A 23,695-nucleotide genomic window follows, 5' to 3' on the forward strand; every position below is an offset into this window, starting at 1 on the left:
AAACGCTTCCCAATGGCGGCCCCCGTCGCGGAGATGCATTCGAACATGATCTCGAGGTCGGCGCCCTGCGACCGGCCTTCGAGACCGTGGGGCTCACGCTGGTCGAGATCGACTGGCGGGCCCCGCTCGAATGTTTCGACGACATTGCCCTGGTGCTGCTCGGAACAGCATGGGACTACCAGGATCACGCTCAGGATTTTCTTGCCAAGCTGGATGTTCTTGCGGATCGCGGCGTCCGAATTTGCAACTCCCCCGACATCGTTCGCTGGAACGCGAACAAGCGGTATCTGGAAGAATTGGCCGAAAGAGGCGCGACGACGGCCCCAACACTCTGGCTCGACGATGTCGATCGTGCCGGCATCATCCGCGCGATGGATGAATTCGACACCGATCGCATCGTCGTGAAGCGACAGATTGGTGCTGGGGCTCTCGGCCAGCATAGCTTCAGCCGAACTGAACTGCCCCGAGAAGATTGGGCCATGAGGCATGCCTGCATGGTACAGCCCTTCCTCCCGAGCATTGTACAGGAAGGCGAATATACCTTTGTCTTCATCGAAGGGTGTTTCAGTCACGGCGTGCTGAAGCGCGCAAGCGAAGGGGACTACCGGATCCAATCGCTCTACGGCGGCATCGAATGCGATTATGTGCCGAGCGAACAGGATCTCGCGACAGCAGAGGCAGTGGTAGCTGCGCTACCCTTCGACCGCCCACTTTACTGCCGCATCGATATGGTCCGGCTCGCTTCAGGCGAACTTGCGGTCATGGAAGCGGAAATGATCGAACCCTATCTCTACCCCGTGCAGGGACCGCAGTTGGGTGAGAAGATGGCCAAAGCGATTCTCGCACGCGTGATGACTGACCTGCCCTGAAAGAAGACGCCAGGAACCGAACCGTACAGTTACCTTGCAGTCAGGAAACACCACTCAGCTTGGCGCCGAGCGCTAACGTATTAGCCCCGCCATTCGCGGCGCTCTTCCGCCGATTTCAGCACTTCGTAAGCCAACTGCAGCTTCTGGAACTCTGCCGCGGCCTGCTTGTCGCCCGGCTTCACGTCGGGATGCACCGTTTTGGCTTTTTCCCGCCACGCTTTCTTTATCGCACCGAACTCGACATCGGCTTCGAGTTCGAGAACTTCGAGCGCGCGCATTTCATCCGCGCTGCGCGAACCATCGCCGCTGCCGGTCCAGCCATAATGTTGGGCTTCGGCATAGCCTGCGTTCTCACTGCGCTCGGTCTGCGCGCGAGCTTCCTTCTCGGCTTTGTCGAGTCCTTCGAAATAGTCCCACTTCTGATTGTATTCGGCAGCATGCTTCTGGCAAAACATCCATCGTTCTGGGCTGTTTGGCGCCTTCGGGGCAGGACAATTGCCAGGCTCTTCACAGCCATGCCGGTCGCACAGCCGCACGGTGGTAGCGTCGCGGGCGGAGCCATATCCGCGCCAGCGCGGAAATCCCCAATCGTTGGACCTACGCGGTTTAGCCACGGCGAATATATGTCGTTTGTCGATTGGGCATCGCGGTCAATCTAGGGGCGCTGGCAAAAGGTACAAGATCGGTTAATTCAGTTTCATTATAAAATGTTGCAATGCAACCAAGCCAATTTATATGATTGGCAGCAACGCATCGAACGGATGATACAATGAGCAGACAGCTGACGATTTCCGCACTGGCGGCGTCGATATCGATGGCATTGTTCGCACTAAGTGCAGGTTTCGGCGCATTCGCCATCGAAAATCCGGCGCACATTGCCGGCAAAGCGCCGCTAATCGAACTTTACGCCGGTCATTAACCCGGCATTACAATTCAACCGGATGTAAAAGGGCTCCCAACTCGGGAGCCCTTTCGTCTTAGTCAGTTGATCGTGACCGTCGCTGCGCGGCGGTTCTGTGCCCAGGCAGCCTGGTTCGACCCCAGGGCAACCGGACGTTCCTTGCCATAGCTGATCGTGCGGATGCGGTTGGCCGGGACGCCGACCGAAACGAGATAGTTCTTTGCGGCATTTGCGCGGCGTTCACCCAGCGCGAGGTTGTACTCACGCGTGCCACGTTCGTCGGCATGTCCTTCGATGGTGAAGTTCACCTGCGAATACTGGCTGAAATACTGCGCCTGACGCTGCAGTTTGGCCTGGTCTTCGGCATCGATATTATATTGATCGGTATCGAAGTAGACGACCGTGTTCTGCTGTCCCACTGCATCGATGAAATGCTGCTGCGAACCAACACCCGGACCAGAGGGTGCCGGTGCCGGAGCCGGCGCAGTTTCTGTCGGCGGCGGCGGAAGTTCTTCCGGTGCTTTCTTCTGGCAAGCGGCAAGCGCGATGGTCGATGCAAGCATCAGGCCGGTGGCAACACGAGTATTCATAGGCTGTCCCCTTTTAAACAGCTTGGTTGATCGTTATCCGCCAAGGATCCATTCCCTGTCATAACTCAATGCAGTTATGGCAGAATCGGTCCCCAAGCCGGATCGGATGCATCGACGGGCGTCGGGAGCTGGCGTAGGTTTTCACCCGTAAGATCGACTTGATACAGCGCTGCCTTGCCGCTGTTGCGTTCGGTACGGAAGAACTGGATGATGCGGCCGTTCGGCGCCCAGGTCGGGGCTTCATCCTGCCAGCCATTGGTCAACACCCGAACATTGCCGCCGGATGGCGTCATGACCGAAATGTTGAACGTGCTTGAGTTGGTGAAAGCGATCTGGTCGCCGCGCGGGCTCCACTCCGGGGTCGCGCAGCGCGAGCCGCCGAAGCTGATCCGGCGCTGGTTCGTCCCGTCGGCATTCATGACATAGCATTGCTGTGCGCCGGACCGATCGCTTTCGAAGACGATCTGGCGGCCATCGGGCGAATAGGAACCGCCGATATCGATGCCTGGCGTGTCGGTCAGGCGAATGCTCTCGCCCCCACGTGCCGAAACGCGATAAATATCCGTATTGCCGCCCACCGCCATCGAATAAAGCAACCAGTTTCCATCCGGGCTCCAGCGCGGGGCGAACGTCGGGTTGTCGCTCTGCGTGATCAACGTCTGACGACCGGTTCCGATGTCATAGACGTAGATGCGCGGATTGCCGTCGACATAGCTGAGATAGGACAGCTTCTTGTAGTCTGGCGAATAGCGCGGCGTCAGCGCCGTCGAACGACCGGTCGTAATGAACCTGTGGTTGGCACCATCGCTATCCATGATGGCCAGGCGTTTGCTGCGATTATCCTTCGGTCCGGTCTCTGCGATATAAGCAATCCGGCTGTCGAAGAACGGGCTTTCGCCAGTCAGACGCGAATAGATAAGGTCGGAACACTTGTGCGCCGCACGCCGCCAATCTGCCGGGGGAACCACCCAGCCTTCACGAACGAGTTCGCTCCGCAGCGCCATGTCGTAGAGATAACAGCCGACCGTAAGCTTGCCGTCGGTGCGTCCGCGCACATAGCCGTGAACGAGCATTTCTGCCCCGCGGTTCGACCAAGTCGGAAAATTCGGCGAAGTGATTTCGTTGAACGTGGGTTGCGGAAGGGAATCAGGACCTGTTGGCTTGAATAGCCCGTTGTTACGCAAGTCGGCCGTGATCACCCGGGCCAGTTCCTTGCCGAGAGCTGCCGTTCCCGACGAATTGGCAGGTGTAGATACATCGCGATCGGTCGCGAAGCCCGGAATGGCTATACCAAGATCGTCGAGATTACCCTCGAAACTGACCGATCCCGAAAGGCCTTCGCCCTCATCGATGGTTTCGACCACTCCTCCTTCGGGAAGCGGCTGCCCAAGATCCTGGTTCTGAACCGCCTGATCCTGGGCGGAAAGGGGGGCGGCGAGAAGCGCCGCGGCGGCAAAGAGAACATACTTCACTGGGCCAATCTCCAGTCGAAATCCACGGTGATGACTTTCCATGCCTCATAATACTCTTGAGGCAGATCGAAGGGTGCAGCCAATTGAACGGCTCTTACAGCTTGCTCTCCATGTCGGCCGGCCTGAGCGCGGTTGGTGTCGGTGACACCTCGCTGCCCGGCGACGCTCGGGGCACCGGCCAGCGAACCATCCGGATTGAGGCTGAAGCGTACCTTGGTGACAATCTTTTCGACATCGGGACCGCTCGGCGGCTGCCAGTGTGGCCGAAGCTGTCGGGCGACAGCCTGAAACAGCGAAGCCTTCGTGCTGGCACCGATTTGCGATGCCGGGGCTCGCGTTTCGTTTGTGCGGCTGCTGTCCCCGGCCCCTTCAAGGAAATTGTCGCCCAGACGCGAGCCACCACTGCGCTGGCTGGTCTGGCGTTGAGGCTGCGGTTGCGGCTGCGCGCGCGGCGGTTGTGCCTGGGGCTGCGTCCGTTGCGGTTCCGGCCGACGCGCCCTTGGCGCTTCCGTACGAGGTTGCGGCGATGGCGCCCGCGTTTCGCGCTGCGGCTGCGGCGCCGGAACCGGACGTTCCACCTGAGGCGGCGCAGGTTGTTGCTGCTCCGGTGCCGGAGCCGGATTGACGTCCATGGTCGGCGCCGTCGAGGCGCGACTTTCCGTTACCGGGTCGGGCGCCGTTGCTTCCATGCCGACATCTTCCGCCAGACTAACGGTCATTCGCTGCGGTGGATCGATAGCTGGCGCCGGAAACAGGCCTTGCACGATAAGAATGGCGAGAAGCGCGACATGGAGAACGACCGCGACGATCAGCCCGGTCCGCTCCTCTGCTCTGATGCCCACTCTCTCCATCGGCATGCGGCTATTCCGCGCCAGATGAACGGTTGTTGACCGATGCAGGGGTTGCGCTGTTTGTGATCAGCGAAATCCGATTGAGACCCGCACGGTTCAATTCTCCCATCACTGCCATCACCCGCCCGTAATCCAGCGCGCGATCGGCACGCAGAGTGATGTCGGGACCTTCCCCGCCCGCACGAGGCAGACTTTCGAGCGCCTGCGGCAAACCGCCGAGTTCGACCGGGGCGTCGTCGATATAGACATAGCCGGCCTCGTCGATGCTGATGGTCACCTGCTGCTGCTCATTGGAAAGCTGGGCGGCGCGGCTGTCGGGGAGGTTTATCGGCACCCCGGCCGTCAACAGCGGCGCAGTGACCATGAAAATGATCAGTAGAACCAGCATGACATCGACGAACGGGGTGACGTTGATCTCGCTCATTGGGCGACGGCGACCGCCGCGCCCGCGCCTCGCACCGCGAGATGAGGCTAGCCCCATCGCCATCAGCGCGCCTCCAGCTGGCGGCTGAATGTTGCGTTGAGCTTGTCTGCGAAGCGCTGCAGACGCGCTTCGTAACGATCAACGCGGTGGCTGAAGCGGTTGTAGGCGATGACAGCCGGTATTGCGGCGAACAGGCCGATGGCGGTCGCGAACAGGGCTTCCGAGATACCGGGGGCGACGACGGCCAGCGAACTGCTTTCCTGCGCGCCGATCTGGAAGAAGCTGTTCATGATGCCCCAGACCGTACCGAAGAGGCCCACGAACGGCGCAACCGAACCAACGGTTGCGAGGAAATTCAGCCGCTCGGCGATCTCGTCGGTTTCATGGGCGATCTGGCTGTCCATGGCGGTCGTGATACGGCCCCGAAGCGCTTCGGGATCGCGCACCGCCGTCTTGGTTGATCGGCGATATTCGGACACGGCGGCCTGGGCCACGCGGGCAACCGGGAGATCCTTCTTCCCGCGTTCGGACGCGAAGCTGTCGAAGCTGTCTGCCTGCCAGAACTCGCTCTCGTATTCGATGGTTTTGGTGCGCAGCTTGGCGACGCGCAGGCTGAAGCTGACTATGATCATCCATACCCATATGCTGGCGAGCAGCAGACCGGTCATGACCAGCTGGACGACGATGTCGGCATCGAGAAAGAGACGGATCGGATCGAGCCGGGTCGGTGCCGCGGCGGCCAATAGTGTAAGCGAGCTCATTGTTCCCCTTGTTCGGCAAATTGCGCGAAAGCCGCGCGCCATTCCTCAGGCTGGCGTTTGGGCCGGCCTTCGGGTGAAACGAAGCCGACGCGCAAATGTGCCTCAGCCAGAAGTTCGCGCTGTTTACCCGCCAACCTGAACGCAAGCTGGTGCATGCGGCAGGAGGCCGCCTTCAGCTCGGTACAGCGCGTTTCGATGAGCACATCGTCATCCAGCCTGGCGGGGCGCAAGTATTTGAGATTTATCGCCGAAACGGCGTACGCCCCCTCCCCCGCCTCGATCGCGGCGCGCTGATCGATATCGAGGCGGCGCAGCAGATCGCTGCGGGCCCGTTCGAACCAGCGCAGGTAATTGGCGTGGTAGGTGATCCCGGACAGGTCCGTGTCTTCGTAATAGACGCGCACGGCATAGAGGTGGGTATCACCTTCGAGCGTTCCGTCCGGGAGATTGGGCAGTGTCATGGGCAAGGGCGCCCTTTAGACGAGGCAGGAGTCCCGCGGCAATGGAGAACGACGAACCGACGTGCTGGCGCGGCCAAGCGGGAATCCATCACTTTCCGCGCAGGTCGGAGAGCTTGCGTTCCCATTGCAGCGCATGCGTGATGATATCGTCGAGATCGGCATATTGCGGCTGCCACGGCAGGACCGAGCGGATGCGCGAAGGGTCCGAAACCAGTTCGCCCGGGTCCCCCGCACGACGCGGCACCAGATGTCGATCAAACGTATGATTGGTCACCCGAACAACGGCATCGAGCACTTCGAACACCGAAAAACCGCGCCCGTAACCGCAGTTCATAGTCAGCGAACGGTCGGGCTCGCTGATGAGAGCTTCGAGCGAGAGCAGATGAGCGGCGGCCAGGTCGCTGACGTGGATGTAGTCGCGCACGCCTGTGCCATCGCGCGTTTCGTAATCGGTGCCGAAGACGGACACGCTGTCCCGCTTGCCCGTTGCCGCTTCGCAGGCGACCTTGATCAGATGTGTTGCCCCAGCCGTCGACTGGCCGGTGCGCCCCTGAGGATCGGCGCCCGCGACATTGAAATACCGCAGCGCGCAATAGTTGAAACCATGCGCTGCGCTGGCATCTGCGAGCATCTGTTCTGTCATCAGCTTGGACCAGCCGTATGGGTTGATCGGCCGTTTGGGGCTGTCTTCCGACACCGGTGAGATCTCGGGCGTGCCATAGGTCGCAGCAGTGGAACTGAAGATGAAATGCCGGATGCCGCCCGCGACCGCCGCGTCGATCAGCGCGCGGCTTTTGACGGTGTTGTTATCGTAATACTTAAGCGGATTTTCGACCGATTCCGGTACCACGACGGACCCTGCAAAATGCATGATGGCGGCGATGCCCTGTTCTGCGAAGATGCGCGCCAACAGGGACGCATCGGCAATGTCGCCTTCGTAAAGAGGCACATCGTCAGGCACGGCAAAGGCAAAGCCGGTCGACAGATTGTCGATCACCGCCACCGGCCAACCAGCATCGCGCAAGGCAAGGACCGCGTGACTGCCGATATACCCGGCCCCGCCGGTCACCAGGACCGGCACTTTTCGAACGTCGTTCATGGCGCGCGGAGTTAGCACAAGATCAGGACGCGGCAACGCTTCACGCGAGCCTCGACGGTTCGCGGTGCAGATTTGCCTGCCCATGCGTTGCAGGGAAAGACAGAAATCTCAGACAGACGTGAGAAGGATCGCCCACATGAAACCTCTACCCATTGCTCTTGGCTTTGCCGCTGCACTGACGCTCGGCGCCTGCACCACCACGCCCACGGGCCCCGTCGAGGTGACCCGGTTCGTTGCCGCCGATCGCACGGCCGAGCTGGGCCGCGGAAGCATCTTCGTCGAGAGCGCCGCCGGGCTGGAGGGCGATAGCCTGACGCTGTCACCCTATAAGGCGGCCGTTGCCGACGAGCTGCGCCGTCTCGGCTATACCGAAAGTGCGCGCGAGGGCGCAGGTCAGGTCGCGCAGGTTTCAGTGGAACGCTACATGCTCGGCAGCGGTGGACGCCGCAGTCCGGTCAATGTCGGCGTGGGCGGTTCCACGGGCAGCTACGGGTCGGGCCTGGGACTTGGGATCGGCATCAATCTGGGCGGCGGACAGAAGGATCGGCTGGGTACGGAAATGGCCGTAACCATCCGCGACAAGGCAACCGGCGAGAGCATCTGGGAAGGCCGGGCCGATTTCCAGGCGCCTGAAGATTCGCCCCTTGCACGCGGACCCGCGAACGCCCAGACGGTCGCCTCCGCGCTGTTCCGGGACTTCCCCGGCAACAATGGCGAAACAATAGAAGTAGAGGTTTCCGAGTGAGTGATATCCGGATCGATTCCGCGTTCGACAGCGGCAATATCGAAGTGCTGTCGGTAAACGGCGCCAGCGCCAGGCTGGCGATCCCGAAAGACACGAACAGCGATTTCAAACAGTGGTTTCACTTCCGCGTATCGGGCGCGGCAGGCCGCGAACTGGAACTGAACATCACCGGGCTGGAAGAAAGCGCCTATCCCGGCGGCTGGCCCGGTTACGATGCCTGCGTGTCCGAAGATCGCGATTACTGGGGGCGCGCCGCGTCCAGTTACGACAAGAATGCGGACGGCGGTACGCTGACGATCCGTTATCTGCCGGCCAGCGACGTGGCGTGGTTTGCCTATTTCGCGCCCTATTCGATGGAACGCCATCACGATCTGATCTCGGAAGCGGCCGCTTCGGAAGGCGTCGACTACGTTCACCTCGGCACCACGCTCGACGGGCAACCGATCGATTGCCTCGAAATGGGCGAAGGCGAGTTCAAGGTATGGCTCTATGCCCGCCAGCATCCCGGCGAAACGCAGGCGGAATGGTGGATGGAAGGTGCGCTGGAAGTGCTGACCGACCCCGCCGACAGCGTGGGACGTCTGCTGCGCGAGAAGTGCCGCCTGCATTTGGTGCCCAACTGCAACCCCGATGGTTCGAAGCGCGGCAATCTGCGCGTCAATGCCGCCGGTTCGAACCTAAACCGCGAATGGGCCGAGCCCAGCGCGGAAAAATCGCCGGAAGTGCTCGCCATTCGCAACCGGATGGACGAAACGGGCGTCGATTTTGCCATGGATGTCCACGGCGACGAGGCGATCCCGGTCAGCTTCCTCGCTGGTTTTGAAGGCATCCCGAGCTGGACCGACCAGCAGGGCGATGGATATTACAGCTATGAGGCGATCCTCGACCGCCGCACGCCGGATTTCCAGACCGAACAGGGCTATACCAAATCGGCCCCCGGCAAAGCCAATCTGGCGATGAGCACCAATCAGGTGGCCGAACGTTTCGGCGCCACGTCGATGACGCTGGAAATGCCGTACAAGGACAATCCGGCCAGTCCCGAACCCGAGCAGGGCTGGAGCCCCGAACGCTGCAAGATGCTGGCGCGCGACTGCCTGGCCAGCCTGCTCGAATGGCTGGAAACCCGCGAGGGCTGAGCGAAATGCTCAGCCTTCGAGGATTTTCTGGGCGACCTCTTCGATCGAGCCGGTAACGAGAAGCGGCTGGCCACCGACGATCCCGACGGTGGTCTGGCCGTTCTCGGCCGCGCGCAGCCACGCGATATTCGAAGCGACGACGAGATAGTTCCCGCCGCGCGAATTGAGGGCAACGAATTTCATAATCGGGGGGTCTCCTGATGCAGCGGGAATATCCTGCATCGCTCAAGGAGCGGTTAACGGGGGTGCCGTAATCAGGCCACGGCGGAATCGAGCATCCGCAGGGTTCGCGCCGTAGCATCGAATTCCACGTCGATGCCGACCGGCAGGCTCAACTGGTTACCGACGTGGCCGGTGTCGAAACCGGCAATTGCCGGTTTGCCAAGCGCACCAAGGTATTGGTCGACGACGTCGTCGAGCGTGAAGGTATCGCTGCCCGGTGTCGGGGAACCGCAGCGGGTGCACTGGCCGAAGATCACCCCACCCACACGGTCCAGGATTCCGCCAAGCTTCAACTGCTGGAACATGCGATCGACGCGATAGGGGTCTTCGTTGATGTCTTCCACGAAGAGGATCGCACCGTCGAAGTCGGGCAACCAGCCCGTGCCCATCAAGGTCGACAATATGGTGAGATTTCCCCCGAGGAGGCGCCCGCGGGCCGTGCCGCCGGTCAGCGTGCGCGCCGGGCGACCGATGCCATCTTCCACATCCGCCCCGCCGAGGACCGGCGTGCCCGCGGCAAATGCGATCTGCCACAGGCTGTCCCAGCTTTCCTTCTGCCAGCTGCTCGCCCCATTGGGTGCGTGCAGGGTCGCAAAGCCCGCCCGGGCAGCGATGGCAAGATGCAGCGCAGTCGTATCGCTGTAGCCGATCAGCAGCTTGGGGTTGTCACGAATCCCGTTCCAGTCGAGCAGGGGCAGGATGCGCGCCCCGCCCCAGCCCCCGCGTATGGCGAAAATGGCGCGAACATGGGGATCGGCGAACATTGCATCGAGATCGCTTGCCCGTGCGGCATCGGTCCCCGCAAGGTAGCCATATTGTTCGCCCACATGCTGCCCCAGCTTCGGCACCAGCCCCATGCCGGTGATCCAGTGGATGGCACGGTCCAGTTCGTCCGGCAGGGTCAAGGCGCTGGCAGACGCGACCAGCCCGACCGTATCGCCTGCCCGCAGGCGTGGCGGTTTGCGGCCAGCTTTCGCAGACAAGGAACCCGGCATGAGCGCCGCCCCCGCCAGCCCACCCAGCAGGCCAAGCGCGGTGCGGCGCGCGATCATGCGAGGCTCGCAGGGCCGAATGCGTGCGGCAGCAGATCCGACAGGCGCAGCCTGCGCACTTCGTCCGGGCCGACGCAGAGAATTTCAGGATCCGTCCCGCCAAGCTGCGCAAGTTCGTTGAGCACCTGGCGGCAACGACCGCAGGGTGTGATCGGTTCTGCGCCGGGACCGGTCACAGCGACCGCTTCCAATCCGCCGCGCGCGCCATCGGCCATGGCCTTGGACACCGCGACCGTTTCCGCACACAGGGCCAGGCCGTAGCTGGCGTTTTCGATATTCGTTCCGGTCACGATGCTGCCATCTGCAAAACGTAGCGCCGCGCCGACGGGAAATTTCGAATAGGGCGAGTAGGAGTGCTGCGCAGCCTGGCGCGCGGCATCGATAAGTTCCTGGTCGGTCATCGTTCAGTCCTCAGGGCCGGACAACGACCCAGCGCAGCGGTTCCTGCGCAGCTTCGGTCTTGTACCAGCGATTGGCGGTCCACATCAGCCACGGTCTGCTTGCGTAATCGGGTTCGACCCAGCTGCGGGTAAGCCATAGCTGACGGTCGAACCGGCGCGACGGCGCATAGGCGGCTTCGAATTCTTCTACCGGCGCGAGGATGGCGGGTTTGCCGCTATGCGCCTCGATCTGGTTGACGAGCGTGGTCAGCTCGCTCTGCACCGCGGCATCCGACACGCGCGACGGGCACTGGTCGGCCGTCGTTTCCAGCAGAATGACCGGAGGCAGGAGATCGCTGTCGCGCGGTACCATGGTGACGAAATTGGCCGACTGGCCATCGGCCACGGCGCAGGGATCGAAACGGTGCGTCGCCCCCACCGCGAGCCCTGCGGTGCGTGCACGGGCGAGGTTCTGCCCGAAGGCGATATCCTTGCGCCCGGCCCCGTCGCTTGCTTCCAGATAGACGAATTTGGCGCCAAGGCCCGCAATGGTGCCGAAATCGACCGCGCCATCGGCGGCGCCCACCAGTGCGCCCTGATCGGGCCAGACCGCTTCGTCCGGCCGCCAGCTGCGACCCTTGTGCCAAGCATAGGCACCGGCGACGAGCAGCAGGACCAGCACCAGCAGCACGATCTTTCCCACCCGCGGGAACAGTCTTTTCGCCCCGGCCCTGCGCCGTCCGCGTCCGCGCTTAGCCATACTTACCCCTCAGCCCTTGATATGCAGTACGCAGATGAGCGTGAAGAGGCGCCGCGCAGTGGCGAAATCCGTTTCGATCTTGCCCTCCAGCCGCTCAACCAGCAGCTCTGCCGCGCGATTGTGAATGCCCCGGCGCGCCATGTCGATCGTCTCGATTTCCATCGGCGTCGCTTTGCGAATGGCCTGATAATAACTGTCGCAGATGGCGAAATATTCGCGGATCGGCCGCCGGAAGCGCGCCAGACCGAGCAACAGTTCTTCCAGCAGCTGATCGTCCTGATCGGCGATCCGCATCAGCAGGCGCCCATCGCGAACCGCAAGGGTCAGGCGATAGGGCCCGGCTGCGCCGCGTTCCGCCGCGCGCACCGGCTTGAACAGGTTTTCCTCGATCAGATCGAAGATGGCGATCCGCCGTTCCTGCTCGATATCGGCATTGCGCCAGATGATCGTCTCTTCATCGAGCTCGATATGCGCGATGCGATGGTCGCCCGGAGAAGATGCTGAATCGGTCATGCCTGCACGCTGCTTTCGCAGAGATAGGCGGGTTGCGGCAAGGGGCTCGCGAAGTGTCCCCACTATCCACAGGGCGAAATGAAAATTTAGCGGCCTAATTTCCTTGTCACCACGACCCCGCGGCAGGCATCAGACGCGCATGGCCGATACCGATCTCCTCTTCCGCACCGACGATTCGACCGATGCCAGATCGGCGAAAGGTCCCGTGCTGCCCGCCAACCTGGAAGCGGAAGCGGCCTTTCTCGGCGCCGTGCTGATCGACAACAAGGTGATCGAGGAACTGACCACGCCGCTGATGGCGGATCATTTCCACGAGCCGGTGCACCAGCGTATCTATGAACGCGTGCTCAAGCTGCTGGACCGCAATTCGGTGGCGACGCCGGTTACGCTCAAGCCCTATTTCGAGAGCGACGAGGCGCTGAAGCAGCTGGGGGGCACGACCTATCTGGCGCAGCTGACGGCCGACGGCCAGGGCCTGCTGCACCCGCGCGAACTGGCCGACCAGATCTATGACCTCGCGCTGCTGCGCGAACTGGTGAGTGTGGGCCGCAATCTCGTGGAAGGGGCGCTGGACACGTCGGACGAGGTCGAACCGCTGCGCAAGATCGAGATGGCCGAGGCCGATCTCTACCGCGTGGCCGAAGGCGCCACGACGGGCAGCGAGGCGCAGACCTTCCGCAAGGCGGCGTTCGGCGCGCTGGAAGTGGTCCAGGCGGCGATGAATTCGGGGGGGCGCTTTTCGGGGAAGACCACCGGCCTCGACACGATCAACGACAAGACGAGCGGCCTGCACAATTCGGACCTCGTGATCCTTGCCGGTCGCCCGGCCATGGGCAAGACGTCGCTCGCCACCAACATCGCCTTCAATGCGGCGCGGCGACTGATGGACGATCTGAAGACGGGAATCGAGGCCGACAAGTCGCCCGGCGCGGGCGTTGCCTTCTTCAGCCTGGAAATGAGCGCCGACCAGCTGGCCACGCGTATCCTGGCCGAACAGGCGGAAATCTCGAGCGAAAAGCTGCGTTCGGGCAAATTGAGCCGGGAGGAATTCCAGCGCCTGTCCTTTGCCAGCCAGGAGCTGACCGACCTGCCGCTTTACATCGACGACACCCCGGCGCTGACCATCGGCGCGCTGCGGACACGGGCGCGGCGCCTGAAGCGGCGCCACAATATCGGCCTGGTGATCGTCGACTATCTGCAGCTGCTGCAGGGTTCGGGCCGTGCAAGCGACAACCGGGTGAACGAAATCTCGGAAATCAGCCGCGGACTGAAGACGCTGGCGAAGGAACTGCACGTTCCGGTGATCGCCCTGTCCCAGCTTTCACGCCAGGTCGAACAGCGCGAAGACAAGCGCCCGCAGCTAGCCGACCTGCGCGAATCGGGTTCGATCGAGCAGGACGCCGACATGGTGTGGTTCATCTTCCGCGCCGAATATTATCACAACGCGACCAAGCCCGACACGCCCGACGAAACCAGTTCGGAAGAAGTGCGGATGAAATACGCCGAATGGGAAGCGCGTCATCTAGAACTGGTCAACAAGGCAACCCTGATCGTGGCCAAGCAGCGGCATGGTTCGACCGGCAATGTTCCACTGCTCTTCCACAGCGAGTTCACCAAGTTTTCCAGCCCGGAAGTGCGGAACTACGAGGAATACGAGTAGGTCAGATCCCCAGGTTCAGGCGCCTGGTAACGGTGTAGTCGATCACCGATACCAGCAGCCAGCTGAGGTTCCAGCGAATGCGGTTCCAGACCGTCGCGCGCTGCTTGTGAAGCGGTATCGAAATGCGTTCGGACGCCTCGATGTGCCAGCTGATGAAGTCGCGCATGCGATCAGCCAGGGCGGCATCGTCCACCTTCAGCACCAGTTCGAGATTGATGTAGAGGCTGCGCATGTCGAAATTCGCGCTGCCGAGATAAACCGAATCGTCCAGCACGATCAGCTTGGTGTGCAGCTTGCAGGGCGCGAATTCCCAGATCTGTGCCCGTTTCGAAAGCAGATAGCCATAGAGCGAGCGGCTGGCGCCGATCGTGGCGCCATTGTCCGATTTGCCGGCCATCACGAGGCGCGTCGCGCCTTTCTGCGCGATCCGGCCCATCCTGCGCAGCAGCTTCCTGGGCGGGCTGAAATAGGCCATGAACATGTCCAGGCGATCGCCGGACACGAGATCGTCCGACACGCAGCGCGCCCAGCTGGATAAACCGCGTGTCGGCCCGCCGACGAGCCATGTCGTACGGGCCTGTTTCCATTCCCAGTCGCGGACCGTGCGCGCGATTTCCCGCGCGTGCTGCTCTTCACGTTCGGTCCATTGGCGCAATTTTGAATACCAGTCGTTAAGGCCTTCGACCGCAGATCCTTCGATCACGATGCCGAGATCGTTCCACCCGTTTTCGGCCGGAGGAGCAAAGTAATCGTCGGCAATGTTAAAGCCCCCGAACATCGCTTTCCTGCCATCTGCGATGACCATTTTCTGGTGGTTGCGGATGAGATAGCGCCGGGTCCACTTAGCCGAGAAACACAGGAATTCGCCGCCCGCTTCTGCCAGAGGCTGCAGAAATGCATCGGTCGCATCGGCACCGAAACGATCCACGATGAGGGTGACCCGGACCCCACGCCTTGCCGCCGCAACGAGCGCATCGCGAAACTGCGTGCTGACCGTATCCTCGGCAAATATGTAGAAGCAGACGTCGAGACTTTTCCGTGCGCCCGCGACGAGATCGAACAACGCCTTACGCCGGGCCTCCCCGCCCGGATAGAAAGCGAGATGCTGGCCCGCTGCATCCATTTCGAAAGGCTCCGGATCGGTAAAGTCCGCGCCGGGGCTGGCCGTTTCGATGTCTCCCATACTTCCGGCCTTACTCGCTTGCTGACGGGTGGCAATCCTTGACTGTCGGGGCCCGAACGCTTAAGTGGCGCACTTTCCCGGAATCACTTGATTTGCATCGGAGTGCCAATGGCGCGCGTTACTGTCGAAGACTGCGTAGACAAGGTCCCCAACCGTTTCGATCTCGTCCTGCTGGCTGCCCAGCGGGCGCGTGAGATTTCTGGTGGTGCGGAAATGACCGTCGATCGCGATCGCGACAAGAACCCGGTCGTTGCCCTGCGCGAAATTGCCGAACAGACGGTCAAGCCGAAGGAACTGCACGAAGCTGCAGTGACCAACCTGCAGAAGATCCTTCCGGACGACGATGACGAGATGGATGAAGTGGGTTCGCTGAGCCAGTCCGCCGAAGCACTGCGGATCACCGCTTCGGCACCGACCCGTTCGACCTCGATCGGCGCCGACTACGACGGCTGATCCGAGCAGGCTTGCTGAAAAATAGTGGAAAGGCCGCCCTCTGGGCGGCCTTTTTGCGTTGCAGCAAGGATGGCGCTGGCCTTATCCTGCAACCGGACAGGAGGGCATATGAGCGAGTTCGGCGACGCATTCGGTACTGCAGTCGAAGGCGGCCTTTTCGCCAAGGCCGTGGGCCGCGGAAGCAAGGGTCTGCCAGAAGCTGCAGAGCTGCAGGCTGGCCACTTCGACGAAGGGGCATGCCTCAATTGCGGAACAGCGCTGACGGGCAATTATTGCCACGCCTGCGGCCAGAAAGCGCATCTGCACCGGACGCTGGGCGCCTTCTTGCATGATCTTCTGCATGGCGCCCTGCACTTCGAAGGCAAAACCTGGAAGACCCTGCCAAAGCTGGCGCTAAAGCCCGGCCAGCTTACCCGTCGCTACATAGAAGGCGAACGCGCATCCTTCGTTAGCCCGATGGGCCTTTTTCTGTTCTCCGTCTTCCTGATGTTCGCGGTTTTCCAGATTGCAGGGATCGGACTTTCTACCCCGGCGCAATTCGGTTCTGCCAGCCGCGACATCACGCACGCAATCGAAAATCTTGAACGCGAGCGCGCCGACTTGCGCGCCGAGCTTTCGGCAATGGAGCCCAACGATCCCGAGCGTTCCGAAACGCAGGCGGATCTGGCCCGAGTGGAAGAACAGGTGACAACGCTGAACTCGCTGCCGGTTATGGGCGCCGGCGCGAAGGGACAGACGCAATGGAAATCCGGCATCGGGTGGTTCGACAAGACGATCAAGAAGTGGAACGATAACCCGAACCTGATGCTCTACAAACTGCAGAGCAACAGCTACAAATTCAGCTGGCTGCTGATCCCGCTGTCATTGCCGTTCGTCTGGCTGCTGTTCTTCTGGAAGCGCCGCTTCCGCGCCTATGACCACGCGATTTTCGTCACATATTCGATTGCGTTCATGTCGCTCCTGTTCATCGTGATTTCGATCCTGGTGAAGGTCGGGGCGCCCGAGTGGTTGTCGGCAGGTCTGGCGTTCATCGTGCCGCCGATCCACATCTACAAGCAATTGCGCCACGCGTATGATCTGAGCCGCTTTTCGGCTTACTGGCGACTGGCGTTGCTGCTGATCTTCATCACCATCATTGCCAGCCTCTTCATCCAGCTGGTGTTCTTCCTCGGCGCATTCTGACGACGCGAAAGAAAAAAGGGGCGCTCGCGAGAGGAGCGCCCCTTGTGATTGGGTTGGCTACGGCCTTCAGGCACCTTGCGGCGCAGTGCCCCCGCCGAATTTCCTGCCGGCCTTAGGGACAGCGGCCCCCGCCAGCGGCTTGATCGGGACGGAGCTCTTGGGTTCGTCCGGCCGGTCGATCTTGCCATCTTTCATCAGCTGATCGATTTCTTCCCCGGTCAGAGTCTCGTATTCGAGCATAGCCTGGGCAAGCAGGTGCAGCTTGTCTTCCTGATCGGTCAGAATTTCCGTTGCCCGCTTCAGACCGTTTTCGACCAGATCCTTGATTTCGGCATCGATCAGCTTGTTCGTTTCAGCACCGCCCATGGTACGCGCGGTCTGTCCCATGCCGAGATAACCTTCCTGGCTCTGTTCGTATTGCAGGGGACCGAGCTTGTCGGACATGCCCCACTTGGTGACCATATTCCGGGCGAGATCGGTGGCGTACTGAATGTCGCCGCTGGCACCGCTCGATACCTTGTCGTGACCGAAGATGATCTCTTCTGCGACGCGGCCGCCCATAGCGACCGCCAGGTTCGCGTGCATCTTGTCACGGTGGTAGGAATAGCTGTCCCGTTCAGGCAAACGCATGACCATGCCCAGCGCGCGGCCACGCGGAATGATCGTTGCCTTATGGATGGGATCGGATGCCGGCTCGTTCAGCGACACCAGCGCATGGCCGGCCTCGTGATAGGCGGTCATCTTCTTCTCATCCTCGGTCATGACCATGCTGCGGCGCTCCGCACCCATCATGACCTTGTCCTTGGCGTCTTCGAATTCCTGCATGGCGACAAGCCGCTTGTTGCGGCGCGCGGCAAGCAAGGCCGCTTCGTTACACAGGTTGGCGAGATCCGCCCCCGAGAAACCGGGTGTTCCGCGCGCGATCGTGCGAGGATTGACGTCGGGCGCCAGCGGCAGCTTCTTCATATGAACGGCGAGGATTTTCTCACGTCCGTCGATATCCGGCACCGGCACCACGACCTGACGGTCGAAACGACCCGGACGCAGCAGTGCAGGATCGAGCACATCGGGGCGGTTGGTGGCGGCAATGATAATGATGCCTTCGTTCGCCTCGAACCCGTCCATTTCGACCAGCAGCTGGTTCAGCGTCTGCTCGCGCTCGTCGTTCGAATTGCCCAACCCATGGCCGCGTGAACGGCCAACGGCATCGATCTCGTCGATAAAGAGGATGCACGGGGCATTCTTCTTCGCCTGTTCGAACATGTCGCGCACGCGGCTAGCGCCGACGCCGACGAACATTTCGACGAAGTCTGACCCTGAAATGGTAAAGAACGGCACGCCCGCCTCGCCCGCAATGGCGCGAGCCAGCAGTGTCTTACCGGTACCGGGCGAGCCGACGAGCAGCGCACCCTTGGGAATCTGGCCGCCGAGTTTGGAGAAGCGCTGCGGATCCTTGAGGAATTCGACGATTTCTTCGAGCTCTTCGCGGGCTTCATCGATGCCGGCGACATCGTCGAACGTAACCTTGCCCTGGCGTTCCGTCAGCAGCTTGGCTTTCGATTTTCCGAAACCCATCGCGCCGCCAGCGCCGCCGCCCTTCTGGACCTGTCGCAAGGCGAAGAATGCGATACCGAGGATCAGCACGAAAGGCAGGATCTGGATCAGTGCGTAGAGCAGGATATTGCCATTATCGGCTTCCGCACCCGAATAGCGCACGCCATTGTCTTCGAGCAGCTGCGGCAGCGATGTATCGTTGGCCACGGGAATGGTCGAAAACTGTTCGCCATTCTTCATTTCACCCACGATCTGCGTTTCGGAAATCTGCACATTGGCAACCGAGCCTTCGGCGACCTTGTCGCGGAAGTCGGAATAGAGCAGCTGCGTGCCATTGCCGCTGCTGCTGCCACCAAAGAACGAGACGACCATCAGCAGGGCGAGAAAAATGCCGCCCCAGATCATCAGGCTCTTCACCCAAGGGTTGGGTCCGTTGCCTTCGGGCTCGGGGGGAGAATTCTGCTCGCTCATTCGCGGGTTCCTTTCATTCCCGAGTATGTAGGATACCACAGGTGAATGGCAAGTTGACCCGTGCCCGCAATTTTACGTGTGCCGCAGCACGGTTCACAGGAACGGCAGACCGCCGCCATCGCCCGAAGAATTCAGGAACATGTAAACGCCCGCTCCGGCCGCAATGGCGGTGAAGACAAGCGCGGCAAGGACGAGCGCACCGTCCCGCACGGTAAGAGCCAGTCCCAACACCGCGATGGCGAGCATGGGGAAGGAACTGGCGAAGGGCAGAAATTCGAGTGGGGGCACCGTACAGCACAATACGATGATAAGGATCGCGACCAGTTTGATAGCGATGCCTTCGGTCAGTATTTCGAGGCGACCTTCGCTGTGCCGGTCGAGAAATTTGCCGATACCGCGAAGTTTGCCGACCGCCTTGTGAAGTTTCCTGGAGCCGACCGCCCGATTCTGCACGAACTGCGGCATCCAGACATGGTCGCGCCCAATGAGGAGCTGAACCGCTATCAGCGCGATGAACAGCGCGAGAGCGGTTGGCAGTCCCGGTATGCCGCCGATCGGCGAAAGTTCGAGCAAGGCCGGAAGCATTATGAAGGGACCGAAGCTGCGTTCGCCGAAATCGTCCAGAACATCCGCGACACAGACCTTGTCGCCGTGCGAAGCAAGCTCGTCGAGCTCGCTGAGCACTTCGGTTACGCTGGATGGTTCGTGATGCGCCAACTGCAACTCCCTCGCACACGAAACGCCCATACGGCGAAAAGGTTACGCGCGGATCATCCCGCCTTCTTCAGCAAAGCGGAACGTTCGCAGCGGCATACCACTTCGCCGCGCTGGTTCACGGCTTCAAGCATGAAGGTGACGATCCCCGTGTCCGGCCGCGATTTGCTTTCGCGCAGAGCGATGACTTCGCTGGTTGCATGAAGCGTGTCGCCGATGAAAACCGGCTTGGGCATGACCAGCTTGTCATAGCCAAGATTGGCGACCAGCGTGCCGAGCGTGGTATCCCCCACGCTCAACCCCACCATCAGCGAAAAAGTATAGGTCCCGTTGACGAGGATCTGTCCAAATTCACTCTCCTTGGCCGCTTCCACATCGAGATGAAGTGGCTGGGGATTGTGGGTCATCACGGTGAAGAAGAGGTTGTCCGCTTCCGTCACCGTGCGCCGTATTTCATGCGTCAGTTTGTCGCCGACCGTCCATTCATCGAAGTGCCTGCCTGCCATCAGCTGTGACCCATGACGGCTTTCACCTCGAGGAAGTCGTGGAAGCCCCATTCACCCCATTCGCGGCCATTGCCCGATTTCTTGTAACCGCCGAAGGCCGCGTTCATGTCGTAACCGCCATTGATCGCGACCCGCCCGGCACGGATGCGCTTGGCGAGGCTGCGGGCGAGTTCGATATCTTCGCCGGTGATCGCGCTGGCGAGGCCGTATTCGGTATCGTTGGCGATGCGAATGGCATCATCGTAATCGTCGTAGCCCAGAATGCAGAGCACGGGACCGAAGATTTCTTCGCGAGCGATGGTCATGTCGTTATCGACATCGGCGAAGACGGTCGGCTTGACGAAATGACCTGTTTCGAGGCCCTCCGGCTTGCCGGGACCGCCAGCGACCAATGTCGCGCCTTCCTCGATGCCTTTTTCGATCAGGCCCTGGATCTTGTCCCATTGGGTACGGCTGACCACCGGTCCGATTGCGGCATTCCCCTTGGGATTGCCGGGAATGACACCCTCTGCCGCTTCCCTGGCGGCAGCCTTGGCTTCTTCCATGCGCTTGTGCGGCACGAGCATGCGCGAAGGGGCGGTACAGGTCTGGCCCGAATTGCCCATCATCGCGACTGTGCCCTTGGCGACCGACTTTGCAAACACCCCGTCATCGAGGACGATGTTCGGGCTCTTGCCACCCAGTTCCTGCGCCACGCGCTTGACCGTATCGGCCGCGTTCTTGGCAATCAGCACGCCGGCACGGGTCGAGCCGGTAAAGCTGACCATGTCGATGTCGGGATGACCCGAGATCGCCTCGCCGACACCTGGACCGTCGCCGTTGATCAGATTGAAGACACCGGCAGGCACACCAGCCGCGTCGAGGATTTCAGCGAATATGTAAGCGTTGAAGGGTGCAATCTCGCTGGGCTTGAGGATCATGGTGTTGCCCGTCGCAAGCGCCGGGAAGACCTTGCAGGCGATCTGGTTGAGCGGCCAGTTCCACGGAGTGATCATGCCGACGACGCCGATCGGTTCCCACACGTGAAGCGTCGGGCCATCCTGGCGTTCAAACTCGAAGCCTTCGAGAATCTCGATGGCCTTTTGGCAGTGGCCGGCCAGCAAGCCCACATGCGGGCCGTTGGCGAGGCTCATCGGGGCGCCCATTTCGTCGCTGACGGCAGTGGCGAGTTCTTCCTTGCGGCTTTCGATCTCGGCCTGGATCGCGCGCAGCAGCGTCAGCCGTTCTTCCCTGCTCGTCTGGCTGAAGCTTTCGAACGCACGGCGCGCTGCCGCCACGGCCTTGTCGACATCGGCCTTCGTGCCGAAGCTGATCTGGCCGATCGTTTCTTCGGTCGCCGGGTTTTCGACGTCGACGGTGTTTGCAGCCTCGGGGGCGACCCATTGGCCATCGATGTAGAATTTGGTGCAATCGCGCATGGGAATCTCTCCTTTGCGCGGTTCACTAGCCTCCTTCGGACCAGCGCGCCACCACTGCATCGCCATCCTGAACGCTGTCGCGGATGGTTGCGGGCGTCCGGTCGAAACGCGGCGCAGGTGCCGTATGCCAGCGCCCGCCATGTTCGACGAACGCACCGCGCGCCTTCATATGCGGATGGTCTTTCGCGTGATCGAGCGGGACGACCGGCGCAAAACAGGCATCGGTTCCTTCGAGCAATTCACACCATTCGTCCTGCGTTTTCGTGGCGAACAGATCCGCAAGATCCTCGGCGTAGCTGTCCCATTTCGAGGGATCCATCTGCGCTTCCCGCAGGTGATCGGGCGCATCGGCACGCTGAAGCAATTCGGCATAGAATTGCGGCTCGATGGCCCCCACGCTGATTTCCTTCCCGTCCTTGCAGGTATAACAACGGTAGAAATGCGCAGCCCCGCCCAGCAGGCCCGCCCCGCGATCGACCGTCCGCAAAGCGCTGTGCGGTTGGCCGTAGAAGAAGCTCATCAAGCTGGTGACGCCATCGACGATCGCCGCATCAACAACCTGACCCTTGCCGCTGCTGGTCCGTTCGAACAACGCCGCGAGGATACCCATGGCGCAATACATCGAACCGCCGCCGAAATCGCCGACGAGGTTCTGGGGCGGCACCGGCAGTCCTCCGCGCTTGCCGATCCCATCCAGTGCGCCGGTGATGGCGATGTAATTGAGATCATGCCCGGCTGCTTGTGCCAAGGGGCCGTCCTGTCCCCAGCCGGTCATACGGGCGTAGATGAGAACCGGATTTGCCGAGAGCAGATCATCGGGTCCGAGACCGAGCCGCTCCATCACTCCGGGACGAAAACCTTCTATCAGCACATCGGCGTGCTTCAGCGCTGTCCTGACGAAGGCCTGGCCATCCTCGCTCTTCAGATCGACCGCGACCCGGTGGCGCGCGCGTTCGACGACGGGATTCATCGGCTGATGGCCGGACCGTTCGATCCGCACGACTTCCGCCCCCATGTCGGCCAGCATCATCGCGACGTGGGGCCCCGGGCCGATGCCCTGGAATTCGACGACCTTGAGGCCGGTCAGCGGACCGTTGCTCGGCATATTGTTCTCTCCCTAGAAGCTTTTCGGCAGATCCAGCACATGCGTTGCCACATGGCTCAGGATCAGATTGGTGCTGATCGGCGCGACCTGGTACAAACGCGTCTCGCGAAACTTGCGCTCGACATCGTATTCCTCGGCGAAGCCGAAGCCGCCATGCGTCTGGATGCACATGTCGGCCGCAAACCAGCTCGCCTCGCTCGCCAGCATCTTGGCCATGTTCGCCTCCGTACCAGCACCTTCCCCCGCGTCGAACATACGCGCGGCCTTGGTCACCATTTCGGCAGCTGCGGAAAGCTGGACGTACGCGCGCGCAATAGGGAACTGGATGCCCTGATTTTCGCCGATCGCGCGGCCGAAGACATTGCGATCCTTCGCGTAAGCCGAAGCGCGGTCGATGAAGAAGCGGCCATCGCCAATGCATTCGCTGGCGATAAGGATCCGCTCGGCATTCATGCCGGAAAGGATATAGCGAAAGCCCTTCCCCTCCTCCCCGATCAGCGCGCTGGCTGGTACGCGCAGATCGTCGAAGAACAGCTCCGTCGTCGCGTGATTGAGCATGGTCCGCACGGGCCTCACGGTCAGCCCGTTGCCGACCGCCTCGCGCATATCGACCAGAAGCACGCTCATGCCATCGGATGGCTTGGCGCATTCATCACGCGGGGTGGTGCGGCATAGCAGCACCATCAGGTCGGAATGCTCGGCGCGGCTGATCCAGATTTTCTGACCATTGACGATGTAATCGTCGCCCTCCCGACGAGCGAAGGTCGAGATACGGGTGGTGTCGGTACCGGCACCCGGCTCGGTCACACCGAAGGCTTGCAAGCGCAATTCCCCGCTCGCGATCTTGGGAAGATAGGTGCGCTTCTGTTCTTCCGACCCATGCTTGAGAAGCGTACCCATCGTGTACATCTGCGCATGGCAGGCCCCGCCGTTCGAGCCTGAACGATGGATTTCTTCCAAGACGGCGCATGCCGCTTCCAGGCCGAGGCCGGATCCGTCAAATTCTTCCGGTATCAGGACCGACAGAAACCCTGCCTCGGTCAGCGCAGTAACGAACTCGGTCGGATAGGCGCGCTCACGGTCGAGCTGTTGCCAGTACTCGCCTGGAAACTTCGCACATAGTCGCCGGACCGCATCGCGGATTTCCGGAAAGGTCTCGCTCAAAACTCCGTCTCCCATTGCAACCTGTCTGGCGCGGGAATTCGGCTTTGGC

Annotated in this window: 27 protein-coding genes; 7 read left to right on the plus strand and 20 right to left on the minus strand. The window is 61.4% G+C overall.

The window, feature by feature from the left end; genetic code table 11:
- Positions 1–86 precede the first annotated feature (86 nt).
- Positions 87–869: an ATP-grasp domain-containing protein gene (locus tag AC13F2_RS10125; RefSeq protein WP_482964531.1), complete on the plus strand. Its 783-nt coding sequence runs from the start codon at positions 87–89 to the stop codon at positions 867–869.
- 80 nt (positions 870–949) lie between these two features.
- Here AC13F2_RS10125 and AC13F2_RS10130 read toward each other — a convergent pair whose 3' ends face one another.
- On the minus strand, positions 950–1,483 hold the full coding sequence (locus AC13F2_RS10130) for a J domain-containing protein (protein WP_482964532.1): 534 nt from the start codon (positions 1,481–1,483) through the stop codon (positions 950–952).
- Positions 1,484–1,638: 155 nt separating this feature from the next.
- On the opposite strand from AC13F2_RS10130, the gene AC13F2_RS10135 reads away from it, so the two are divergent.
- Positions 1,639–1,788: a hypothetical protein gene (locus AC13F2_RS10135; RefSeq protein WP_482964533.1), complete on the plus strand. Its 150-nt coding sequence runs from the start codon at positions 1,639–1,641 to the stop codon at positions 1,786–1,788.
- Positions 1,789–1,850: 62 nt separating this feature from the next.
- Here AC13F2_RS10135 and pal read toward each other — a convergent pair whose 3' ends face one another.
- The 7 genes from pal to galE all read right to left on the minus strand — a co-directional run bounded on the left by pal (position 1,851) and on the right by galE (position 7,428).
- The gene (gene pal / locus AC13F2_RS10140; protein ID WP_103024562.1) at positions 1,851–2,360 is read right to left on the minus strand and encodes a peptidoglycan-associated lipoprotein Pal; all 510 of its coding nucleotides are present in this window, start codon (positions 2,358–2,360) and stop codon (positions 1,851–1,853) included.
- Positions 2,361–2,434: 74 nt separating this feature from the next.
- A complete protein-coding gene (tolB, locus tag AC13F2_RS10145) occupies positions 2,435–3,832 on the minus strand; it encodes a Tol-Pal system beta propeller repeat protein TolB (RefSeq protein ID WP_234003233.1) in 1,398 nt (465 codons plus the stop codon).
- Complete coding sequence (locus AC13F2_RS10150) at positions 3,829–4,689, minus strand: energy transducer TonB (protein ID WP_247714227.1); 861 nt, start codon at positions 4,687–4,689, stop codon at positions 3,829–3,831. Before AC13F2_RS10150 ends, tolB begins: the two co-directional genes overlap by 4 nt.
- Positions 4,690–4,693: 4 nt before the next feature.
- Complete coding sequence (locus AC13F2_RS10155; RefSeq protein WP_482964534.1) at positions 4,694–5,170, minus strand: ExbD/TolR family protein; 477 nt, start codon at positions 5,168–5,170, stop codon at positions 4,694–4,696.
- Entirely contained in the window at positions 5,170–5,868 is a 699-nt protein-coding gene (tolQ, locus tag AC13F2_RS10160) for a protein TolQ (protein WP_103024559.1), read from the minus strand. The genes AC13F2_RS10155 and tolQ overlap by 1 nt, the downstream gene beginning before the upstream one ends.
- A complete protein-coding gene (locus AC13F2_RS10165; protein ID WP_103024558.1) occupies positions 5,865–6,329 on the minus strand; it encodes a YbgC/FadM family acyl-CoA thioesterase in 465 nt (154 codons plus the stop codon). Before AC13F2_RS10165 ends, tolQ begins: the two co-directional genes overlap by 4 nt.
- Before the next feature lie 88 nt (positions 6,330–6,417).
- Positions 6,418–7,428, minus strand: a complete 1,011-nt coding sequence (gene galE / locus AC13F2_RS10170; protein WP_482964535.1) for a UDP-glucose 4-epimerase GalE — start codon at positions 7,426–7,428, stop codon at positions 6,418–6,420.
- A 136-nt stretch (positions 7,429–7,564) separates the two neighbouring features.
- Here galE and AC13F2_RS10175 point away from each other — a divergent pair, with 136 nt between their 5' ends.
- Both AC13F2_RS10175 and AC13F2_RS10180 read left to right on the plus strand, forming a co-directional pair.
- Positions 7,565–8,173 (plus strand): DUF4136 domain-containing protein, encoded by a 609-nt coding sequence (locus AC13F2_RS10175; RefSeq protein WP_482964536.1) that lies wholly within the window; start codon positions 7,565–7,567, stop codon positions 8,171–8,173.
- Positions 8,170–9,309 (plus strand): M14 family metallopeptidase, encoded by a 1,140-nt coding sequence (locus tag AC13F2_RS10180; protein ID WP_103024556.1) that lies wholly within the window; start codon positions 8,170–8,172, stop codon positions 9,307–9,309. The genes AC13F2_RS10175 and AC13F2_RS10180 overlap by 4 nt, the downstream gene beginning before the upstream one ends.
- A 9-nt stretch (positions 9,310–9,318) precedes the next feature.
- Here the strand turns inward: AC13F2_RS10180 and AC13F2_RS10185 are convergent, their stop codons facing one another.
- The 5 genes from AC13F2_RS10185 to AC13F2_RS10205 all read right to left on the minus strand — a co-directional run bounded on the left by AC13F2_RS10185 (position 9,319) and on the right by AC13F2_RS10205 (position 12,236).
- Positions 9,319–9,492, minus strand: a complete 174-nt coding sequence (locus AC13F2_RS10185) for a hypothetical protein (protein WP_173830077.1) — start codon at positions 9,490–9,492, stop codon at positions 9,319–9,321.
- A 71-nt stretch (positions 9,493–9,563) separates the two neighbouring features.
- Positions 9,564–10,583 carry a S66 peptidase family protein gene (locus AC13F2_RS10190; protein ID WP_482964537.1) on the minus strand — a complete coding sequence of 340 codons (1,020 nt, stop codon included), beginning with the start codon at positions 10,581–10,583 and terminating at the stop codon, positions 9,564–9,566.
- Positions 10,580–10,984 (minus strand): cytidine deaminase, encoded by a 405-nt coding sequence (locus tag AC13F2_RS10195; protein WP_482964538.1) that lies wholly within the window; start codon positions 10,982–10,984, stop codon positions 10,580–10,582. The genes AC13F2_RS10190 and AC13F2_RS10195 overlap by 4 nt, the downstream gene beginning before the upstream one ends.
- Positions 10,985–10,994: 10 nt before the next feature.
- The gene (locus AC13F2_RS10200; RefSeq protein WP_103024553.1) at positions 10,995–11,723 is read right to left on the minus strand and encodes a glycoside hydrolase family 25 protein; all 729 of its coding nucleotides are present in this window, start codon (positions 11,721–11,723) and stop codon (positions 10,995–10,997) included.
- Positions 11,724–11,732: 9 nt separating this feature from the next.
- Positions 11,733–12,236, minus strand: coding sequence for a UPF0262 family protein (locus tag AC13F2_RS10205; protein WP_103024552.1), 504 nt, complete (start codon positions 12,234–12,236; stop codon positions 11,733–11,735).
- 139 nt (positions 12,237–12,375) lie between these two features.
- Between AC13F2_RS10205 and AC13F2_RS10210 the strand changes: the two genes are divergently transcribed.
- Positions 12,376–13,896 carry a replicative DNA helicase gene (locus tag AC13F2_RS10210; protein ID WP_196847771.1) on the plus strand — a complete coding sequence of 507 codons (1,521 nt, stop codon included), beginning with the start codon at positions 12,376–12,378 and terminating at the stop codon, positions 13,894–13,896.
- Position 13,897: 1 nt separating this feature from the next.
- Here the strand turns inward: AC13F2_RS10210 and AC13F2_RS10215 are convergent, their stop codons facing one another.
- Complete coding sequence (locus AC13F2_RS10215) at positions 13,898–15,079, minus strand: phospholipase D-like domain-containing protein (protein WP_482964539.1); 1,182 nt, start codon at positions 15,077–15,079, stop codon at positions 13,898–13,900.
- Between the two features lie 108 nt (positions 15,080–15,187).
- On the opposite strand from AC13F2_RS10215, the gene rpoZ reads away from it, so the two are divergent.
- Positions 15,188–15,532 (plus strand): DNA-directed RNA polymerase subunit omega, encoded by a 345-nt coding sequence (rpoZ, locus tag AC13F2_RS10220; RefSeq protein WP_103024549.1) that lies wholly within the window; start codon positions 15,188–15,190, stop codon positions 15,530–15,532.
- Positions 15,533–15,640: 108 nt separating this feature from the next.
- Positions 15,641–16,714 carry a DUF3667 domain-containing protein gene (locus AC13F2_RS10225; protein WP_196847769.1) on the plus strand — a complete coding sequence of 358 codons (1,074 nt, stop codon included), beginning with the start codon at positions 15,641–15,643 and terminating at the stop codon, positions 16,712–16,714.
- A 66-nt stretch (positions 16,715–16,780) separates the two neighbouring features.
- Here the strand turns inward: AC13F2_RS10225 and ftsH are convergent, their stop codons facing one another.
- The 6 genes from ftsH to AC13F2_RS10255 form a co-directional block, all read right to left on the minus strand.
- Positions 16,781–18,739 carry an ATP-dependent zinc metalloprotease FtsH gene (gene ftsH / locus AC13F2_RS10230; protein ID WP_482964540.1) on the minus strand — a complete coding sequence of 653 codons (1,959 nt, stop codon included), beginning with the start codon at positions 18,737–18,739 and terminating at the stop codon, positions 16,781–16,783.
- Between the two features lie 93 nt (positions 18,740–18,832).
- Entirely contained in the window at positions 18,833–19,456 is a 624-nt protein-coding gene (locus AC13F2_RS10235) for an exopolysaccharide biosynthesis protein (RefSeq protein WP_482964541.1), read from the minus strand.
- 53 nt (positions 19,457–19,509) lie between these two features.
- Entirely contained in the window at positions 19,510–19,959 is a 450-nt protein-coding gene (locus AC13F2_RS10240) for a MaoC family dehydratase (RefSeq protein ID WP_482964542.1), read from the minus strand.
- Complete coding sequence (locus AC13F2_RS10245) at positions 19,959–21,377, minus strand: aldehyde dehydrogenase family protein (protein ID WP_482964543.1); 1,419 nt, start codon at positions 21,375–21,377, stop codon at positions 19,959–19,961. Before AC13F2_RS10245 ends, AC13F2_RS10240 begins: the two co-directional genes overlap by 1 nt.
- A gap of 25 nt (positions 21,378–21,402) precedes the next feature.
- Positions 21,403–22,482, minus strand: coding sequence for a CaiB/BaiF CoA transferase family protein (locus tag AC13F2_RS10250; protein ID WP_482964544.1), 1,080 nt, complete (start codon positions 22,480–22,482; stop codon positions 21,403–21,405).
- Between the two features lie 12 nt (positions 22,483–22,494).
- Positions 22,495–23,646 (minus strand): acyl-CoA dehydrogenase family protein, encoded by a 1,152-nt coding sequence (locus AC13F2_RS10255; RefSeq protein ID WP_482964545.1) that lies wholly within the window; start codon positions 23,644–23,646, stop codon positions 22,495–22,497.
- Positions 23,647–23,695 lie beyond the last annotated feature (49 nt).

The organism is Qipengyuania sp. L-5Y, assembly GCF_056859455.1.

Excerpts from the sequence above, each read along its gene's own strand:
- AC13F2_RS10135 (WP_482964533.1), top strand. The coding sequence starts at position 1,639 with ATGAGCAGACAGCTGACGATTTCCGCACTGGCGGCGTCGATATCGATG.
- pal (WP_103024562.1), bottom strand. The coding sequence starts at position 2,360 with ATGAATACTCGTGTTGCCACCGGCCTGATGCTTGCATCGACCATCGCG.
- AC13F2_RS10150 (WP_247714227.1), bottom strand. The coding sequence starts at position 4,689 with ATGCCGATGGAGAGAGTGGGCATCAGAGCAGAGGAGCGGACCGGGCTG.
- AC13F2_RS10155 (WP_482964534.1), bottom strand. The coding sequence starts at position 5,170 with ATGGCGATGGGGCTAGCCTCATCTCGCGGTGCGAGGCGCGGGCGCGGC.
- tolQ (WP_103024559.1), bottom strand. The coding sequence starts at position 5,868 with ATGAGCTCGCTTACACTATTGGCCGCCGCGGCACCGACCCGGCTCGAT.
- AC13F2_RS10165 (WP_103024558.1), bottom strand. The coding sequence starts at position 6,329 with ATGACACTGCCCAATCTCCCGGACGGAACGCTCGAAGGTGATACCCAC.
- galE (WP_482964535.1), bottom strand. The coding sequence starts at position 7,428 with ATGAACGACGTTCGAAAAGTGCCGGTCCTGGTGACCGGCGGGGCCGGG.
- AC13F2_RS10175 (WP_482964536.1), top strand. The coding sequence starts at position 7,565 with ATGAAACCTCTACCCATTGCTCTTGGCTTTGCCGCTGCACTGACGCTC.
- AC13F2_RS10185 (WP_173830077.1), bottom strand. The coding sequence starts at position 9,492 with ATGAAATTCGTTGCCCTCAATTCGCGCGGCGGGAACTATCTCGTCGTC.
- AC13F2_RS10190 (WP_482964537.1), bottom strand. The coding sequence starts at position 10,583 with ATGATCGCGCGCCGCACCGCGCTTGGCCTGCTGGGTGGGCTGGCGGGG.
- AC13F2_RS10195 (WP_482964538.1), bottom strand. The coding sequence starts at position 10,984 with ATGACCGACCAGGAACTTATCGATGCCGCGCGCCAGGCTGCGCAGCAC.
- AC13F2_RS10200 (WP_103024553.1), bottom strand. The coding sequence starts at position 11,723 with ATGGCTAAGCGCGGACGCGGACGGCGCAGGGCCGGGGCGAAAAGACTG.
- AC13F2_RS10205 (WP_103024552.1), bottom strand. The coding sequence starts at position 12,236 with ATGACCGATTCAGCATCTTCTCCGGGCGACCATCGCATCGCGCATATC.
- AC13F2_RS10210 (WP_196847771.1), top strand. The coding sequence starts at position 12,376 with ATGGCCGATACCGATCTCCTCTTCCGCACCGACGATTCGACCGATGCC.
- AC13F2_RS10215 (WP_482964539.1), bottom strand. The coding sequence starts at position 15,079 with ATGGGAGACATCGAAACGGCCAGCCCCGGCGCGGACTTTACCGATCCG.
- rpoZ (WP_103024549.1), top strand. The coding sequence starts at position 15,188 with ATGGCGCGCGTTACTGTCGAAGACTGCGTAGACAAGGTCCCCAACCGT.
- AC13F2_RS10225 (WP_196847769.1), top strand. The coding sequence starts at position 15,641 with ATGAGCGAGTTCGGCGACGCATTCGGTACTGCAGTCGAAGGCGGCCTT.
- ftsH (WP_482964540.1), bottom strand. The coding sequence starts at position 18,739 with ATGAGCGAGCAGAATTCTCCCCCCGAGCCCGAAGGCAACGGACCCAAC.
- AC13F2_RS10240 (WP_482964542.1), bottom strand. The coding sequence starts at position 19,959 with ATGGCAGGCAGGCACTTCGATGAATGGACGGTCGGCGACAAACTGACG.
- AC13F2_RS10245 (WP_482964543.1), bottom strand. The coding sequence starts at position 21,377 with ATGCGCGATTGCACCAAATTCTACATCGATGGCCAATGGGTCGCCCCC.
- AC13F2_RS10250 (WP_482964544.1), bottom strand. The coding sequence starts at position 22,482 with ATGCCGAGCAACGGTCCGCTGACCGGCCTCAAGGTCGTCGAATTCCAG.